The organism is Janthinobacterium sp. TB1-E2, from assembly GCF_036885605.1.
Classification (GTDB): domain Bacteria; phylum Pseudomonadota; class Gammaproteobacteria; order Burkholderiales; family Burkholderiaceae_D; genus Janthinobacterium; species Janthinobacterium aestuarii.
The window spans coordinates 2329426-2344551 of sequence record NZ_CP142523.1; the positions used below are offsets into that span (position 1 = coordinate 2329426).

At 65.7% G+C, this 15126-nt stretch carries 12 protein-coding genes; 8 read left to right on the forward strand and 4 right to left on the reverse strand.

Annotated features, from left to right (window positions below):
* Window positions 1–38 precede the first annotated feature (38 nt).
* From OPV09_RS10535 to OPV09_RS10545, 3 genes are all read left to right on the forward strand, one after another.
* Window positions 39–404: a winged helix-turn-helix transcriptional regulator gene (locus OPV09_RS10535; RefSeq protein ID WP_034758434.1), complete on the forward strand. Its 366-nt coding sequence runs from the start codon at window positions 39–41 to the stop codon at window positions 402–404.
* A gap of 61 nt (window positions 405–465) precedes the next feature.
* The gene (locus tag OPV09_RS10540; RefSeq protein WP_034758432.1) at window positions 466–1056 is read left to right on the forward strand and encodes a hypothetical protein; all 591 of its coding nucleotides are present in this window, start codon (window positions 466–468) and stop codon (window positions 1054–1056) included.
* A gap of 239 nt (window positions 1057–1295) precedes the next feature.
* Window positions 1296–2939, forward strand: coding sequence for a methyl-accepting chemotaxis protein (locus tag OPV09_RS10545; RefSeq protein WP_338681584.1), 1644 nt, complete (start codon window positions 1296–1298; stop codon window positions 2937–2939).
* On the opposite strand, the gene OPV09_RS10550 is transcribed toward OPV09_RS10545, so the two are convergent.
* From OPV09_RS10550 to OPV09_RS10560, 3 genes are all read right to left on the reverse strand, one after another.
* Complete coding sequence (locus OPV09_RS10550) at window positions 2911–3759, reverse strand: DUF2071 domain-containing protein (RefSeq protein ID WP_338681585.1); 849 nt, start codon at window positions 3757–3759, stop codon at window positions 2911–2913. The genes OPV09_RS10545 and OPV09_RS10550 overlap by 29 nt on opposite strands.
* A 62-nt stretch (window positions 3760–3821) precedes the next feature.
* On the reverse strand, window positions 3822–4604 hold the full coding sequence (locus tag OPV09_RS10555) for a 3-hydroxybutyrate dehydrogenase (protein ID WP_034758426.1): 783 nt from the start codon (window positions 4602–4604) through the stop codon (window positions 3822–3824).
* A gap of 92 nt (window positions 4605–4696) precedes the next feature.
* Complete coding sequence (locus tag OPV09_RS10560) at window positions 4697–5758, reverse strand: AraC family transcriptional regulator (protein ID WP_219329853.1); 1062 nt, start codon at window positions 5756–5758, stop codon at window positions 4697–4699.
* Window positions 5759–5897: 139 nt separating this feature from the next.
* Here OPV09_RS10560 and OPV09_RS10565 point away from each other — a divergent pair, with 139 nt between their 5' ends.
* The 5 genes from OPV09_RS10565 to OPV09_RS10585 all read left to right on the forward strand — a co-directional run bounded on the left by OPV09_RS10565 (window position 5898) and on the right by OPV09_RS10585 (window position 13518).
* The gene (locus OPV09_RS10565; RefSeq protein WP_338681588.1) at window positions 5898–7508 is read left to right on the forward strand and encodes an FAD-binding oxidoreductase; all 1611 of its coding nucleotides are present in this window, start codon (window positions 5898–5900) and stop codon (window positions 7506–7508) included.
* Window positions 7505–9073 (forward strand): glycerol-3-phosphate dehydrogenase/oxidase, encoded by a 1569-nt coding sequence (locus OPV09_RS10570; RefSeq protein ID WP_338681589.1) that lies wholly within the window; start codon window positions 7505–7507, stop codon window positions 9071–9073. Before OPV09_RS10565 ends, OPV09_RS10570 begins: the two co-directional genes overlap by 4 nt.
* On the forward strand, window positions 9070–9414 hold the full coding sequence (locus OPV09_RS10575) for a hypothetical protein (protein WP_338681590.1): 345 nt from the start codon (window positions 9070–9072) through the stop codon (window positions 9412–9414). Before OPV09_RS10570 ends, OPV09_RS10575 begins: the two co-directional genes overlap by 4 nt.
* A gap of 3 nt (window positions 9415–9417) precedes the next feature.
* Complete coding sequence (locus OPV09_RS10580) at window positions 9418–10995, forward strand: FGGY-family carbohydrate kinase (RefSeq protein WP_338681591.1); 1578 nt, start codon at window positions 9418–9420, stop codon at window positions 10993–10995.
* Window positions 10996–11244: 249 nt separating this feature from the next.
* On the forward strand, window positions 11245–13518 hold the full coding sequence (locus OPV09_RS10585; protein ID WP_338681592.1) for a TonB-dependent hemoglobin/transferrin/lactoferrin family receptor: 2274 nt from the start codon (window positions 11245–11247) through the stop codon (window positions 13516–13518).
* Between the two features lie 202 nt (window positions 13519–13720).
* On the opposite strand, the gene OPV09_RS10590 is transcribed toward OPV09_RS10585, so the two are convergent.
* Window positions 13721–15079, reverse strand: coding sequence for a diguanylate cyclase (locus OPV09_RS10590; RefSeq protein WP_034758415.1), 1359 nt, complete (start codon window positions 15077–15079; stop codon window positions 13721–13723).
* Between the last annotated feature and the right edge of the window lie 47 nt (window positions 15080–15126).

A 15126-nucleotide genomic window follows, 5' to 3' on the forward strand; every position in this document is an offset into this window, starting at 1 on the left:
ATATAGGTACATTTTTTATACCATGTCGAAGGCGTACCATGAAAGACAATGTCTCCGGCTGTGCCGTGGAAGAAGCCATGCGCCTGCTGGGCGGGCGCTGGCGAGTGGTGCTGCTCAGCTATCTGATGGCGGGGCCGAAGCGCTTCAGCGAAATCCGCCGCGCCGTGCCGAATATCTCGCAGCGCATGCTGACCCTGGACTTGCGCGCGCTGGAAGAGGCGGGCTTGCTGACGCGCACGATCTACGCGGAAGTACCCGTCAAGGTGGAATACCGGCTGACGGACGAAGGCTTGCGCTTGCGCGAACTGGTCGAGATGTTGCGGGCTATCGGCTTGCGCCTGCGCGGACAGGCGGACGCGGGCGGCGCCTTTCTCGCGCCCGATGCCGTGGATAATTCCCTATAGAAACAGCTGTTTTTATGCAAAGTGCTAGACTGCCGGCCTTTGATCACTACTTTTGATACTCATGCGCCTGACTTCCATCGCCCTGACCGCCGCCGCCCTGTTCGCCGCCCTGCCGGCCCATGCCGCCACCATGCCCACGCTCGACCAAATTCACGCCGCCGTGCAGGCGGGCGTGGCCAAGACACAAGCGAAGACGCAGTCAAGCATGCCGTTCGTCATCAAGGTCACCAGCCTGGCCGGCTGCCAGGACTCGCAGGAAGTGCCGGGCGAAGTGGTGTGCCTGGTGGGCATGAGCGCCGGCATGCGCGATGGTTTTAATGTGCTGCCCTTGCGTAACGAGGGTGGAACCTGGGTCGGCGTCGAGCGCAAGGACGCCAAGTTCGCGGGACCGTCGCCGGCCGAGGCGCAAGCGATGATACGTGCCTGGGCCAAGGAAGAAGTGGCGCGCAATCCGGAAGCGGCCAAGGACGTGCAGATGCAGGAAGCGCAAAGCACCATGCAGGTCAAGGCCGTCAACGAATGCGACGTCAAGCGCAAGACGGGCTACCTCGCATGCGATACGGAATTGAGCGTGCCGAGCCGTCCGGAAGCCATCAAGACGGAACTGACCTTCATGCTCGAGAGCGGCAACTGGCGCTACGTGCCCCGTTAAACGTCTTTCCGCCGGGACAGCCACGCTGTTCCGGCATCATTCCTGCCATCCCCTGCGGCCACGCCGCCGTCTGCAATATTTGCAGATCCACAAGGCAATCTCCTCCGTGAAAATTGCCGATTTAAATTAATAATTAAATATTAAAATTAATGTATCGGTGCAGATTGCAGCCGGCTTGCTGCCGTGCCGCATTTGACCGTTCCCCCGTGCCAGCAAGGGCTACAGCCAAGGATCCGACCATGCGACTCAATCTTCCCGTCAGCGATACCGAAATCAATTTGAGCGATACCGAGACCATCGTCTCGACTACCGACTTGCAAGGCAATATCACCTATGCCAACCCGTATTTCATCGCCGTCAGCGGTTACAGCGCGGAAGAATTGATCGGTGCGCCGCAAAACATCCTCCGGCATCCGGACATGCCGGTCGAAGCGTTTGCCGATTTCTGGGCCACCATCCGCTCGGGGCGCTCGTGGAGCGGCATGGTGAAAAACCGCTGCAAGAATGGCGATTACTACTGGGTGCTGGCGAACGTGACGCCGGTGGTCGAGGATGGCGTGGCCGTCGGCTACATGTCCGTGCGCACCAAGCCGACGCGCCAGCAGGTGGCGCAGGCGTCCGCCCTGTACGCGCGCATCAGGGCGGGGCAGGCCGACGGCATCGTCATCAGCCAGGGCGCGGCCGTGCGCACGGGCTGGCTGGCCAGGCTGGCGAGCTTGCGCGACCTGCCGCTGGGCAAGCGCATCGGCTGGAATCTGGGCTTGCTGAGCCTGGTATTGCTGCTGCAGCTGGCGTGGAATACGGGCGTGCTACCGGCCGGCGCTGGCGGCTGGCTGACGGGCCTGTCCGTGCTGGCCCTGTGCGCGACCCTGTATTTCTGGCACAGTTTGCACCGCGCCGTGCTGCAACCGTTGCAGCAGGCGCGCCAGGCCTGTGACGTGATGGCGGGCGGCGACTTGACGGGCGAGCTCGACACGACACGGCGCGACGAGATGGGGCAGCTGCTGCGTTCCTTGCGCCAGCTGCGCGTGAATTTGCACTCCATCGTTGGCGACGTGCGCGGCAATTTCCTGCGCATCAGCATGGCCAGCCAGGAAATCGCCGCCGGCAATATGGACTTGTCGGGCCGCACGGAAGCGCAGGCGTCGGCCCTGCAGCAGACGGCGTCGAGCATGGAGCAGCTGGCGGCCACGGTGCAGCAAAACAGCGGCAACGCCGTGCAGGCGAGCGACATGGCGGGCAAGGTCCACGGCCTGGCCGGGCGCGGTGGCGAACTCGTCGGTCAGATGGTGAACATGATGGCGGACATTAACGCTTCATCGAAGAAGATCGGCGACATTACGGGCATTATCGAAGGCATTGCCTTCCAGACGAATATCCTCGCTTTGAACGCGGCCGTGGAAGCGGCGCGCGCGGGCGACCAGGGTCGCGGCTTTGCCGTCGTGGCGGGCGAAGTGCGCAGCCTGGCGCACCGCAGCGCGGCGGCCGCCACGGAAATCAAGCAATTGATCACGGCATCGCTGGAGCAGGTGCAGGCGGGCGCGAAGCTGGCGCAGCAGGCGGGCGCCAGCAGCGCCGAGATGCTGGGCGCCGTGCAGGGCGTGCACGGCATCATGGAAGAGATCGCCTCGGCTTCGCGCGAGCAAAGCCACGGCATCGGCCAGGTCAACATGGCCGTCACGCAGATGGATGAAGTGACGCAGCAGAACGCGGCGCTGGTCGAGGAATCGGCGGCCGCCTCGGCGTCGCTGCAAGACCAGACCTTGCAGCTGGAGCAGGCGATGGCCCTGTTCAAGCTGGAACGACGGCGCGGCGGCCAGGCCGCGCCTGTACGTCCACCCGAGCGCCGCCGCGCTACAGCAGACGCTCTGACAGCGCCTTGAAGGCAACCTCGGGCACGAGAAAGGCAAACGGGGTTGACAGGGGCGGCAACTGGCCCAGCAAGCCGCAGTCGGCGCGCAAGGCCGTCAGCGCCTGCACTTGATCCACATCGACGGGCAAGTCGATTTCGCCAAAGACGAGCTTGCCGTTGCGCGGCACGTGCGCGATGGCCGCATCCTGGCAGGCGAGAAAGGCGACGGCGTCGCGCCAGTTGCCGAACAGCGCTTGCCAGTCGGCATCAAGGCCATGCTCAGCCGTGATGTCCGCCTGCACGTCGAGCAGCGGGGCGCTGCCGGCGCCGCTGGCAATACTGCAGCGGGCCTGCGTGGCCGTCACCTCATGCGTCATGCCGGCGGCCAGGTGCGTCGGCAAGATGTCGCTGAACAGCCGCGTGCCCAGCGCATGGGGCAAGCTGTCCATGATATTTTTCAAGAAATACACGCAGGGCACGGCTGGCGCACCCGCTGGCGTGTGGTCCAGGTACAAGCGCCAGTTGCTCTGCAGCGGCGACGGCAGCAGCTTGCGTAAGGGACCGAGCAGGGACGGGCCGAAATGCCCGTGGCGGTAGGTCAGCACCGTGAATGGTGTCTTGCCGCCGCGTTGCCACAGGGTCACGCCCGCAGGCAGCAGCCGCTGCGCGGCCTCGGCGTCGACCAGCCAGCTCACGTAGACGACGTCGCGCACGTCGCTGTGCAGTGTCAGGAAGGGCAGGCGCGACATGACGGCCTGGCGCACCTTGGCAAAGCGCGTGCAATTGGCGAGCGCGGCAAAGAGCCGCCCCGGCCAGCCCGCGCGCGGGTGGCGGTAAATGTTGTCTTGCAATTGGGAACTTTCAGATGCGGTGATACAGGCGGACGGCGCCGCCTGCCGGAGACGCTGCGTGTTTACTGCATATGCCAGCCGTGGCTGACGACAATCGATTGGCCGCTCAGTGCCGTCGACGGGAACGCGGCCAGGAAGACGGCCGTTTGCGCCACGTCTTGCGTGGTGGTGAATTCGCCGTCGATGGTGTCTTTCAGCATCACTTTCTTGATCACGTCTTCTTCACTGATGTTCAGCTGGGCCGCCTGTTCGGGGATTTGCTTGTCGACCAGCGGCGTGCGCACGAAGCCCGGGCAGATGACGTTGGCGCGGATGCCGTCTTTCGCGCCTTCCTTGGCTACCACCTTGGCCAGGCCCAGCAAGCCGTGCTTGGCGGCCACGTAGGCGCTCTTGAACGGCGAGCCTTCGTGCGAGTGCACGGAACCCATGTAGATGATGGCGCCGCCGCGGCCCGCCTTGATCATTTCGCGCATGCAGGCGCGCGTGGTGAGGAAGGCGCCGTCCATGTGAATGGCCAGCATCTTTTTCCATTGCTCGAACGGGTAGTCGACGACGGGGCTGATGATCTGGATGCCCGCATTGCTGATCAGGATATCGATGCCGCCGAAGTGGGCCACGGCATCGGCCACGCCCTTGTCGACCTGTTCTTCGCTCGAGACATCCATGGCGACGGAAAACGCCTGGCCGCCCGACTGCTTGATTTCCTCGGCCGTCTTGCTGGCCGCTTCCAGGACCAGGTCGGCGATGACGACCTTGGCGCCCTGTTTTGCGTATTCGATGGCCATTTCCTTGCCGATGCCACTGGCGGCGCCGGTAATCAGTGCGACTTTGTCTTTGAGTTGCATATTAATCCTTTGCATTGCGGGTTGGAGTGATCGTGGAAAATCTGACTTTGCCAGTATAGCGAGAAAACGCGGTGTACATGCCCCGCGCACGTCTATGGGGCTTGCTGCCTGTCAAGGATTTCCTGCAGCCGCCATGCACCGGGATTGGTGCCCGCCCAGGTGCGAAACGCGTGGTTGAACGCGCTTTGTTCCTGGTAGCCGAGCAGGAAGGCGATGTCGACCAGCGACAAATGGGGCTCGCGCAGATAGTCGCGTGCCAGGCCGTATCTGGCCTGGTCCAGCAGGGCCTGGAAGCTGGTGCCCGCGTCGGCCAGCTTGCGCTGCAAGGTGCGCGGCGTCACGGCCAATGCGGCGGCAACGGTGGCCAGCCGCGCCGAGCCCTGGCGCAAGCCCGCCACGATGGCTGCATGCACTTGCGCGTCGATGGCGCCGCCAGTGTCCGTTTCAGCCTCGCGCTGCGCCAGCAACTGTTCCGCATGCTGGCACAGCACGGGGTAGAGGCTGACGTCGGCGTTCGGCACGGGCCAGTCCAGCAATTGCGCGTCGAAAGTGGCCGTGTTGGCACCCGCGCCAAAGGCGGGCAGGCTGCCCAGCACGCGCACGTATTCGTCGCGGTGGGCCGCGTGGCGCAGCAAGTCGCCGCCGCCATCGTGGGTGAATGCCAGTTTGGCCGGCGGCAGCGGCATGCCGGCCAGCCAGTCGCCGCTGACACGGATGCCGGCAAAGACGCTGTCGACCAGGTGCCGGCTGGCGCCCGGGTAGTTGCTGGTCCAGCGGTAGTGCGCGACGGCGCCATCGCGCTGCAGGGCCGACTGGCCCAGGTCGTGCGCCAGCCGTTCATAGCGGGCCGTCTGTTCCAGCACCTGGCCCACGTTGCTGCAGCTGAGTAAGATCAAGCCATAGGCGCTGTACGTGCCCATGCGCACCCGCTGGCCCACGTGCAGGCCGAAATGCGCATCGCCCGCCAGCATCGCGCCCGCATCGAGCAGGCGCACGTAGTCGCGCGCGGCCAGGCCGGGCGTGGACGCTTCCAGGCTGTGCGGCGCCACGCCGGCCGCTTGCGCCAGGGTGACGCCATCGATGCCGTGCGCGCCGGCCGCTTCGAGCAGCGGCAGCAGATAGGCGCCGGCGACCCGGCCGTCAGTGCTTGTCATGATGGAACAATGCGATTGTCATGAAAAACCAATACCCTTCGTCTGTGGCGGCATATGCTATTGATCTAGCAAGAAAATCAGGCAAGAACAGTATAGCAAGCCGCCGTGGCGCGCAACTGGCCGAATATAGGGGATGTCGATGCAACGCTGGAATGGCTGGGGAGACGAGAGCATCACGTATGCGCTGAGCGGGGACGCGCTGGCGTTTTTGCGCGAGCGCCTGGGGCCTGGCAGCGGCATCGTCGATGCCACCTTCGACGACGCCTGCGCGCAAGTACCCGCTTCGCGCCTGGCGCCGCATCCGCTGATCGACACCCAGCCTGCCACGCGCGTGCGCCATGCGCTCGGCCAAAGCCTGCCCGACTGGTTCAAATTGCGCCATGGCCGCATCGGCGCGGTGCCCGATGGCGTGGCCTTTCCCGACAGCGCGCTGCAGGTGCGCCAGCTGCTCGCGTATGCGCGCCAGGCCTGCGTGGCCGTCATCCCGTATGGTGGCGGCACCAGCGTGGCCGGGCATTTGACGGTAGCGGCGGGACCGCGCCCCGTGCTGTCGGTCAGCCTCGCGCGCCTGTGCGCGCTGGGCCACCTGGACCGCGAAGCGCAGCTGGCCACTTTCGGCGCGGGCGTGTATGGCCCCGACCTGGAAGCGCAGCTGCGCGCGCATGGCTACACGCTGGGCCACTATCCGCAGTCGTTCGAGTATTCGACCCTGGGCGGCTGGATCGCCACGCGCTCGTCGGGCCAGCAATCGTTGCGCTACGGCCGCATCGAGCAGCTGTTAGCGGGGGGCGAAGTGGAAACGCCGGCCGGCACCTTGCGCATCCCCACGTTTCCCGCTTCGGCGGCAGGCATCGACCTGCGCGAAATGGTGCTTGGCTCCGAAGGGCGGCTGGGCATCCTGACGCAGGCGACGGTGCGCGTCTCGCCGCTGCCGCCATACGAGGCGTTCCATGCCGTGTTCTTTGCGGATTGGGGCCCGGCGCAGGCGGCCGTGCGGGCGCTGGCCCAGTCGCGCCTGCCCTTGTGCATGCTGCGCCTGTCGAACGCCCTGGAAACGCAAACCATGCTGACCCTGGCCGGGCACAAGAAACTGGTGGGACTGCTGGAACGTTATTTGTCGCTGCGCGGCTGCGGCGACGGCAAGTGCATGCTGATGCTGGGCGTCAGCGGAGAGGAAAAACTGGCCCGTGCGGCCCTGCGCGGCGCCCTGGCGCTGGCGCGGCGGCATGGCGGCGTGCACGTGGGGCGGCACATGGGCGACAAATGGAAGCAGGGGCGTTTTCGCAACGTCTACCTGCGCAACGGCGCGTGGGAGCACGGCTATGTGATCGACACGGTGGAGACGGCCGTCGACTGGCCCCGCGTGGCCCCGATGATGGCGGCGCTCGAGCAGGCGGGCGCCAATGCGCTGGCCGCGCATGGCGAGCAGGTGCACGCATACACGCATCTGTCGCATGTGTACGCGCAGGGCGCCAGCGTCTACACCACCTATGTGTATCGCTTGGCGGCCACGTATGAAGAAAACATGGCGCGCTGGCGTGCCCTGAAAGACGCGGCCGGCGCCGCCATTGTCGCCAACGGCGGCACCATCAGCCACCAGCACGGCGTGGGCACGGACCACGCGCCGTGGCTGGCGGCCGAAAAGGGAGAGCTGGGCATCGCCGCCATGCGCGCGCTGCTGCGCCAGTTCGATCCGCAGGGCATGATGAATCCGGGCAAACTGCTGCCTGACGCGGGCAGCGGATTGTGAACAGGGACGATTTGCCCGGCCTCCTGGCGCGCAAGTGGGACGTGCTGATCGTCGGCGGCGGCATCACAGGCGCCGGCATCTTGCTGGAAGCGGCGCGGCGCGGTTTGACGGCGCTGCTGGTGGAGCAGCGCGATTTCGCCTGGGGCACGTCGAGCCGCTCCTCGAAGCTCGTGCATGGCGGCTTGCGCTATTTGAAGCAGGGCCAGTTCGCGCTGACGCGCGAATCGGTGCACGAGCGGGTAGCCTTGCTGACGGATGCGGCCGGGCTGGTCGAGCCGCAAGGATTTGCCTTTGGCGACTACACGGGCAGGAAACCGGGGCGGCGCCAGTTCATGCTGGGCCTGGCCATCTACGACATGATGGCGGGCCGGCGCGCGCGCCGCTATGTCGACGCGGCGGATTTCGCCATGCTGGCGCCGCATATCCGGCGCGACGGCCTGCAGGGCGGCATGCTGTACCAGGACGCGAAGACGGACGATGCGCGCCTGGTGCTGCGCGTGCTGCAGGAAGCGCGCCGCCATGGCGGCGTGGCCGTCAATTACCTGGGCGTGGCGTCCTTGCTGCGCGACGGTGGCAAGGTCGCCGGCGCCACCTTGACCGATGCGCTCGATGGCAGGGCATTCACTGTGCGTGCGCGCCTGGTGATCAGCGCCACGGGCGCCTGGGCCGACGCCTTGCGCGGGCAAGTCGGAGAAACGCCGAAACTGCGGCCCCTGCGCGGCAGCCATCTGCTGCTGCCCGCCTGGCGGCTGCCGCTGGCGCAAGCCGTCAGCCTGATGCACCCGCATGATGGCCGCCCCGTGTTTGCCTATCCGTGGGAGGGTGTGACCCTGGTGGGCACCACCGATGTCGACCACGGCGCCAGCCTGGACGTGGAGCCGGCCATCACGCGCGGCGAACTTGCGTATCTGCTGGCCGCCTTGCAGTGGCAGTTCCCGCAACTGGCGCTGGGCGAAGGCGATGTGCTGGCCACGTTTGCCGGCGTGCGTCCCGTGATCGGCAGCGGCCAGCTTGACCCGTCGAAGGAAGCGCGCGAACATGCGCTATGGCTGGAAAACGGCTTGCTGACGGTGGCGGGCGGCAAGCTGACGACGTTTCGGGTGATCGCCCTCGACGCATTGCGCCGCGCCGCGCCGCTGCTGCCGGGCTGGCAGGCGGATTTGCGGCCCTTGCCGATTTTCGATGCCACGCCACCGTTGTCGGGCAAGGCCCTGGCGCTAGATGCCGAACAGCGCGAACGGCTGCTGGGCCGTCATGGCGCGGGGGCGCAGGCGCTGTGCGATGCGGCGCACGATGGCGAACTGGCGCCGATTCCCGGCACGCAGACCCTGTGGGCGCAGCTGCGCTGGGGCGCGCGCATGGAAGACGTGCAGCACCTGGACGACTTGCTGCTGCGGCGCACGCGCCTCGGTTTGCAGCTGGCCGGCGGCGCGCTTGCTATCATGCCGCGCCTGCGCGCCATCTGCCAGCGTGAACTGGGCTGGGACGACGCGCGCTGGGAAGAAGAGCAGCAGCGCTACCTGGCCCTGTGGCGCCGCCATTACAGCGTGCCGCAGGGTGAATGAAAACCATAAAAAAGGAGAGCATCATCGACACCATCCTGTTTGGCCAGCCCCTGGAACTGGGCGACGCGCGCATCACCTACGACAGCCTGTCGCCGCTGGACTTGCGCCAGAGCGTGGACGTCCTCGTCGACGACCTGGGCGAAGACCTGCTACAAATCACGTGCGCGAATGGCGACATCGTCGACGTGGGCTGGTATCCGGCATGGAACGAACAGGGACGCTTGCGCGTGGTGGCCGTGCGGGGCCAGGACTGGGAAGCGCCGGTCTTCAGCGCGCGGCCGGACAAGGATCCGCAAGCGCTGCTGGCCGCGCTGCGCGCTGCGCTGGCCAGCCTGGCATAAGCTATGGCCAGCGCAGCCGGCCCCGGGCCGTACATTCTCGCCATCGACAATGGCACGCAAAGCGTGCGCGCGCTGCTGTTCGACCGCGATGGCAATCTGGCGGCAAAGGCGCAAGTGTTCCTCGAAGCGTACTATTCCGATCACCCCGGCTGGGCCGAGCATGACGCCGACGGCTACTGGCAAGCCGTGTGCGCAGCGTGCCAGCAGCTGTGGCGCGGCACGGACATCAATAAATCCTTGGTGGCCGGCGTGGCCGTGACGACGCAGCGCGGCACGGTCGTCAACGTGGATGAAGAGGGCCAGCCCTTGCGGCCCGCCATCACCTGGCTGGACCAGCGCAGCACGCGCGACATTCCCCCGCTGGCGCCATGGTGGCGCGCCGCCTTCCGCGCCACGCGCCTCGACGGCACGATCACGTACTTTCGCCGCGAGGCCGAGATCAACTGGATCAGCGCGCACCAGCCCGACGTCTGGCGCCGCACGCACAAATTCCTGCTGCTGTCGGGCTTTTTGAACCACCGCCTCTGCGGAAAATACATCGATTCGACGGGCTCGCAAGTGGCGTACATCCCGTTCGACTACAAGCGCCATGCGTGGGCCGGGCGCTTCGACTGGAAGTGGCAGGCGCTGGCAATTCAACGCTCGATGCTGCCGGAACTGGTGGCGCCGGGCACGCGAATGGGCGCCATCACGGCATCGGCCGCCGCGGCGACGGGCATCCTGGAAGGCACGCCCTTGCTGGCGGCCGCCGCCGACAAGGCCTGCGAAGTGCTGGGCGCCGGCTGCGTCGAACCGCACGTGGCCTGTCTGAGTTACGGCACCACGGCCACCATCAATACGACCAACCGCAAGTACGTGGAAGTGACGCGCTTCATTCCGCCGTATCCGGCCGCCATGCCGGGCGCCTACAGCACGGAAGTGCAGATTTTCCGCGGCTACTGGATGGTCAACTGGTTCAAGGAGCAGTTCGGCGACCGCGAACGGGCGGCGGCGGCCGAAGATGGCACGGGCTTGTCCGCCGAAGCCTTGTTCGACCGCCTGGTCGACGCCGTGCCGCCCGGTTCCATGGGCCTGATGCTGCAGCCGTACTGGAGTCCCGGCATCAAGGTGCCGGGGCCGGAAGCGAAGGGCGCCATGATCGGTTTTGGCGACGTGCACACGCGCGCGCACATCTACCGCGCCATTCTCGAAGGCCTCGCGTATGCGCTGCGCGAAGGCAAGGAGCGCATCGAGCGGCGCAGCGGCATCGCGATCACGGAGCTGCGCATCGCGGGCGGTGGTTCGCAAAGCGACGCCGCCATGCAGCTGACGGCCGACATCTTCGGCTTGCCGGCCGCGCGCGCCCACGTGTATGAAAGTTCGGGCCTGGGCGCGGCCATCGCCGCCAGCGTGGGTCTGGGCTGGCACGCGGATTTCCCCGCCGCCGTGCAGGCGATGACGCGCAAGGGCAAGGTATTCCAGCCCCATCCCGAGCACCGCAAGATCTACGAGCAGCTGTATCGGCGCGTGTACCAGAAGATGTATGCGCGGCTGCAGCCCCTGTACCGCGAGATCGCCGACATCACCGGCTATCCGGAATAGCTAGTTATTAAATCGTATTGCGAATCATTCGCATCCGATATATGATGTGTTCCGCATTTCACTAAGGCAACTTATCCCGGTGACTGCAGTGCGCCGCCGGCCATGCGCCGGCGGCGTGTCCGCGCGGGCAGAGTTCCGCCACAACGCTTCCTTCAACGCCGCCGCTTGATCGTGCACCGCTGTCCTCTGCCCCTGCATTTTTTCATTCCACAAGCATCGAGCAGCAAGCAAACCCAGGCAAGGATAGCGATGAAGAGCAGCAGCAAACAACGATTGACCCCGCTGGCCGCCGCGCTGGCGCTGGCATTGGGTGGCGCGCACGGCCACGCGTGGGCGGCGGCGATGGCCGACAAGACCGAGAAGGCCGACGCCGTGCAGATGCCCGCCATCAGCGTGTTCGGCGACGCCATCAGCGCCGGCACGGCCGGACGCTCGTACATCAACAGCGCCGACATCGAACGCCAGCAGGCCGACAATGTCGCGTCCCTGCTCGACACCTTGCCCGGCGTGGACCTGGCCGGTACGGCCCGTCCCAGCGGCCAGAGCCTCAATATCTGGGGTTTCAACAAGGTGCAGGACGTGAAAGTCATCCTCGATGGCGTGCCCAAGGGCTTCGAGAAATACCGCCAGGGTTCCATCTTCATCGAGCCGGAACTGATCAAGCAGATCGAAGTGAACAAGGGCGCGCATACGAGCTTGTATGGCAATGGCGGCTTCGGCGGCGTCATCACGGTCGAGACCAAGGATGCGCAGGACTTGCTGGAAGGGGGCGAGAAAGTGGGCGCCATGCTCAAGTATTCGCGCCACTCGAACAATGCAGAAAACGACGCCACCGTGGCCGTCTACGGCCGCACGGAAGATGGCCGCTTCGATGCGATGGCCTTCACCACGCAGCGCAAGTCCGACGATTTGCGCAAGCCCGATGGCAAGCCATTCCGCTTTTCCGCCATCGACGCGCCATCGAGCTTGGCCAAGCTGAATATCCGGCTGACGCCGGAGCAGCTCTTGACCCTGACGGCCATGAAGAGCGGCAGTTCGGGCTGGGGCCCGTTTGCCGCCATGGGCGAGGACGTGCCCACGCCGACCGAGGCGGAAATCAAAAAATACGGACTGGAAGAGGCGTGGCAGCGCAAGGCCGTGTACCGCGACCAGGACGACGATACGTATTCCGTGAAGTGGCAGTACGCGCCGCAGAATAACCGATGGATCAAGCTGACGGCCAGCGCCGGCTATTCGCACACGGACCAGCATGACAAGCGCCTGCCCTCCGCGTCGCTCGGTTCCTACCTGGGGTCACTGGGCAACGAGAGCTGGGCTTCGTATGTGGACCGCATCGCCGAGGTGCGCAACGAAAGCGTGTTTAGCACGGGCGCCGTGTCGCACGTGCTGCTGACGGGCCTGCAATGGCACAAGAACGTGCGCGACACTCTGATGTACTACCCGTCGTCGACGGCGCTGAAGGACCCCAGCTACAACTACGGCTACTTCCAGCCCTATTACATGCCGGCCGGGCGCCAGGAAACCACGGGCCTGTATCTGCAGGATGCGATGACGTATGGCGACGTGACGGTGACGGCGGCCCTGCGCCACGACAGAGTCGTTTCCGAGGGCGTGCCGAACAAGGCGTCGCGCTACAACAGCCCGCTGGCGGCGGCTGGCCACGACTTCAGCGAAAAGGCGCACGAAGACTGGTCGCCGCGCCTGGGCCTGTTCTGGAAGGCATCCAGCACGCTGGCCTTGTTCGGCGACTTGAGCCGCAGCTGGCGCGCGCCGACGATCGACGAGATGTATTCGAATGAATATTATGTGTCGTCCAGGCTCGGTTCATCGACGCCGGGTACCAGCCGCGACCTGGCCGTCGAACGGGTGACGGCCGTGCGCACGGGCGTCATGCTGCATCGGCAAAACGTGTTCATGGAACGCGACGACGTGCAGCTGCGCCTGACGGCGTACCAGAACCGCGTCAGCGACAATATCGGTCCGCGCCTGGGCATCCTGATCGAAGGCTATGTGCCGGGATCGGGCAAGGTGCCGCCGGCCCTGTCGTCCTACCGCAACCTGGCCGGTTTCCGCACGCAGGGGGTGGAGGTCGAGTCCTATTACAACTCGCCACGCCTGTTTGCCAGCGCCTCGCTGTCGAAGCAGCGCGGCACGCGCACCGGTTCCCAGCGCGACCCGTGGGGCCAGGACGAACCCGTGTCGACCATCGCGCCCGATAAGTTGATGGCGGGCCTGGGCTGGCGCATGCCCGACCTTGGCGCCAGCATCGGCTGGCAGGGACGTTTCGTGGCGAAGCAGGAGCGCGTCTTGCCGGTGGGGAATGTGTACCGCCTGCCGCCATCGAAAGGCTATGCGCTGCATACCGTGTTTGCGTCGTGGATTGGCCGGCAAGGCGTGTGGCGCGGCACGGAGGTGCGGCTGACGGTTGATAATGTTTTCAACCGCAATTACATGCCCTACCTGAGCGAAGCGGTTACCGGCGTGGGGCGCAATGCGAAGTTGAGTGTGTCGCGTAAGTTTTGATCAGTTTTAAGAATGGCGGGCCGGAGACGCGGGCCTGAGAAAATGCCGATGGCGGCGTTGCAGCTTCCTTGCCGTACATTCGTACTGTCTGCGTCGCTGCGCCTTGCCCTCGACATTTTTCAGGCCCGCTTGGCCCGGAGTCCCTTTGCGTGGGGCGTGGGCCTACTCCCGGTTCGCCGTATCTTGCGTTGTATTTCAAGCCTTAACGTAACACTAGTGCCTTGACCGTTTCCCAGGCCGTGCTGCCCGAGTGCGTGGCGCGGACCTGGTTGCGGCCCGCTTCCTTGGCCACGTACAGGGCGCGGTCGGCGGCGACGAACAGGGCTTCGCGGTCGTCCAGCTGGTGCGGGCGGATGGTGGCCACGCCGATGCTGACGGTGATCCATGGCGACGTGCTTGAGCGCGGGTGCGGCAGTTGCAGCGCCTCGATGCCGGCGCGGATGGCCTCGGCCAGGTGCAGGGCGCTGTCGGCATCCGTGTCGGCGAACAGCAAGACGAATTCCTCGCCGCCGTAGCGGGCCGCCAGGTCGCCGGAGCGGCTGGCGTGGGCGGCGATCGCCTGCGCCACCTGCTGCAGGCAGAGGTCGCCGGCCGGGTGGCCCAGGCTGTCGTTGTACAGCTTGAAGTGGTCGACGTCGAGCACCACCAGCGACAGGGCGCCGCCGCCGCGCACGGCGCGCTGCCATTCTTTTTCAAGGAAGCTGTCGAAATGCCGGCGGTTGGCGATCTGCGTCAGCGGGTCGAGATAGGCGGCGCGCTGCAGCGCGTCTTCCGACTGCTTGTGGTGCGTGATGTCGTGCAGCAGGCCGATATACAGGGGCTGGCGCAGATACATGGGCGTCAGGGTCAGGTCCATGCTCAGCGCCGCGCCGTTGCGGTGGCGGATCGCCACTTCGCGCGTGCCGTGGTTGTGCGCCTTTTCCGGATTGGCCGCGTGCATGGCGAAGTAATCGAGGTATTCTTGCGTCACGAGGGGGCTGAGCAGCTCGCCGATGAAGCGCCCGGCCAGTTCGTTTTCGCGGTAGCCAAGGTACTGGTCGCAGGCCGGGTTGGTGTACTGGATGCGGCCATCGGCCTCGATGATCAGCAAGCCCTCGGCCATGTTGTTGACGATGGTGCGCAGACGCTCGGCCTGTTCCTGCTGGGTTTCATTATTGCTGCGGATTTTCAGCTGGGCGCGCACGCGCGCACACACTTCGGCCATGCGGAGCGGCTTGCTGATGTAGTCGACGGCGCCGCAGTCGAGACCGGCCACCACGTCTTCCGTTTCCGTCTTGGCGCTCATGAAGATGACGGGGATGCGCTGCGTCAGCGGATGCTGCTTGAGGCGGCGGCACGTTTCGATGCCGTCCATGTCTGGCATCAGCACGTCGAGCAGGATCAGGTCGGGCTGGGCGCGCTGGGCGATCGCCAGCGCCCGCTCGCCGGACGTGGCGACATAGGTTTGATAACCCTGTTCGCTCATCAGCTTGCGCAGCAGCTCAAGGTTGGCCGGCGCATCGTCGACAATCAAAATGGCGGCTTCATGCCGCTGGGAATGCTCCACACTGCCTGGACTCATTGCTTCCGGCCTTCTCGATGTACTCTGCGCTGCCTGCGTTTGCTGCA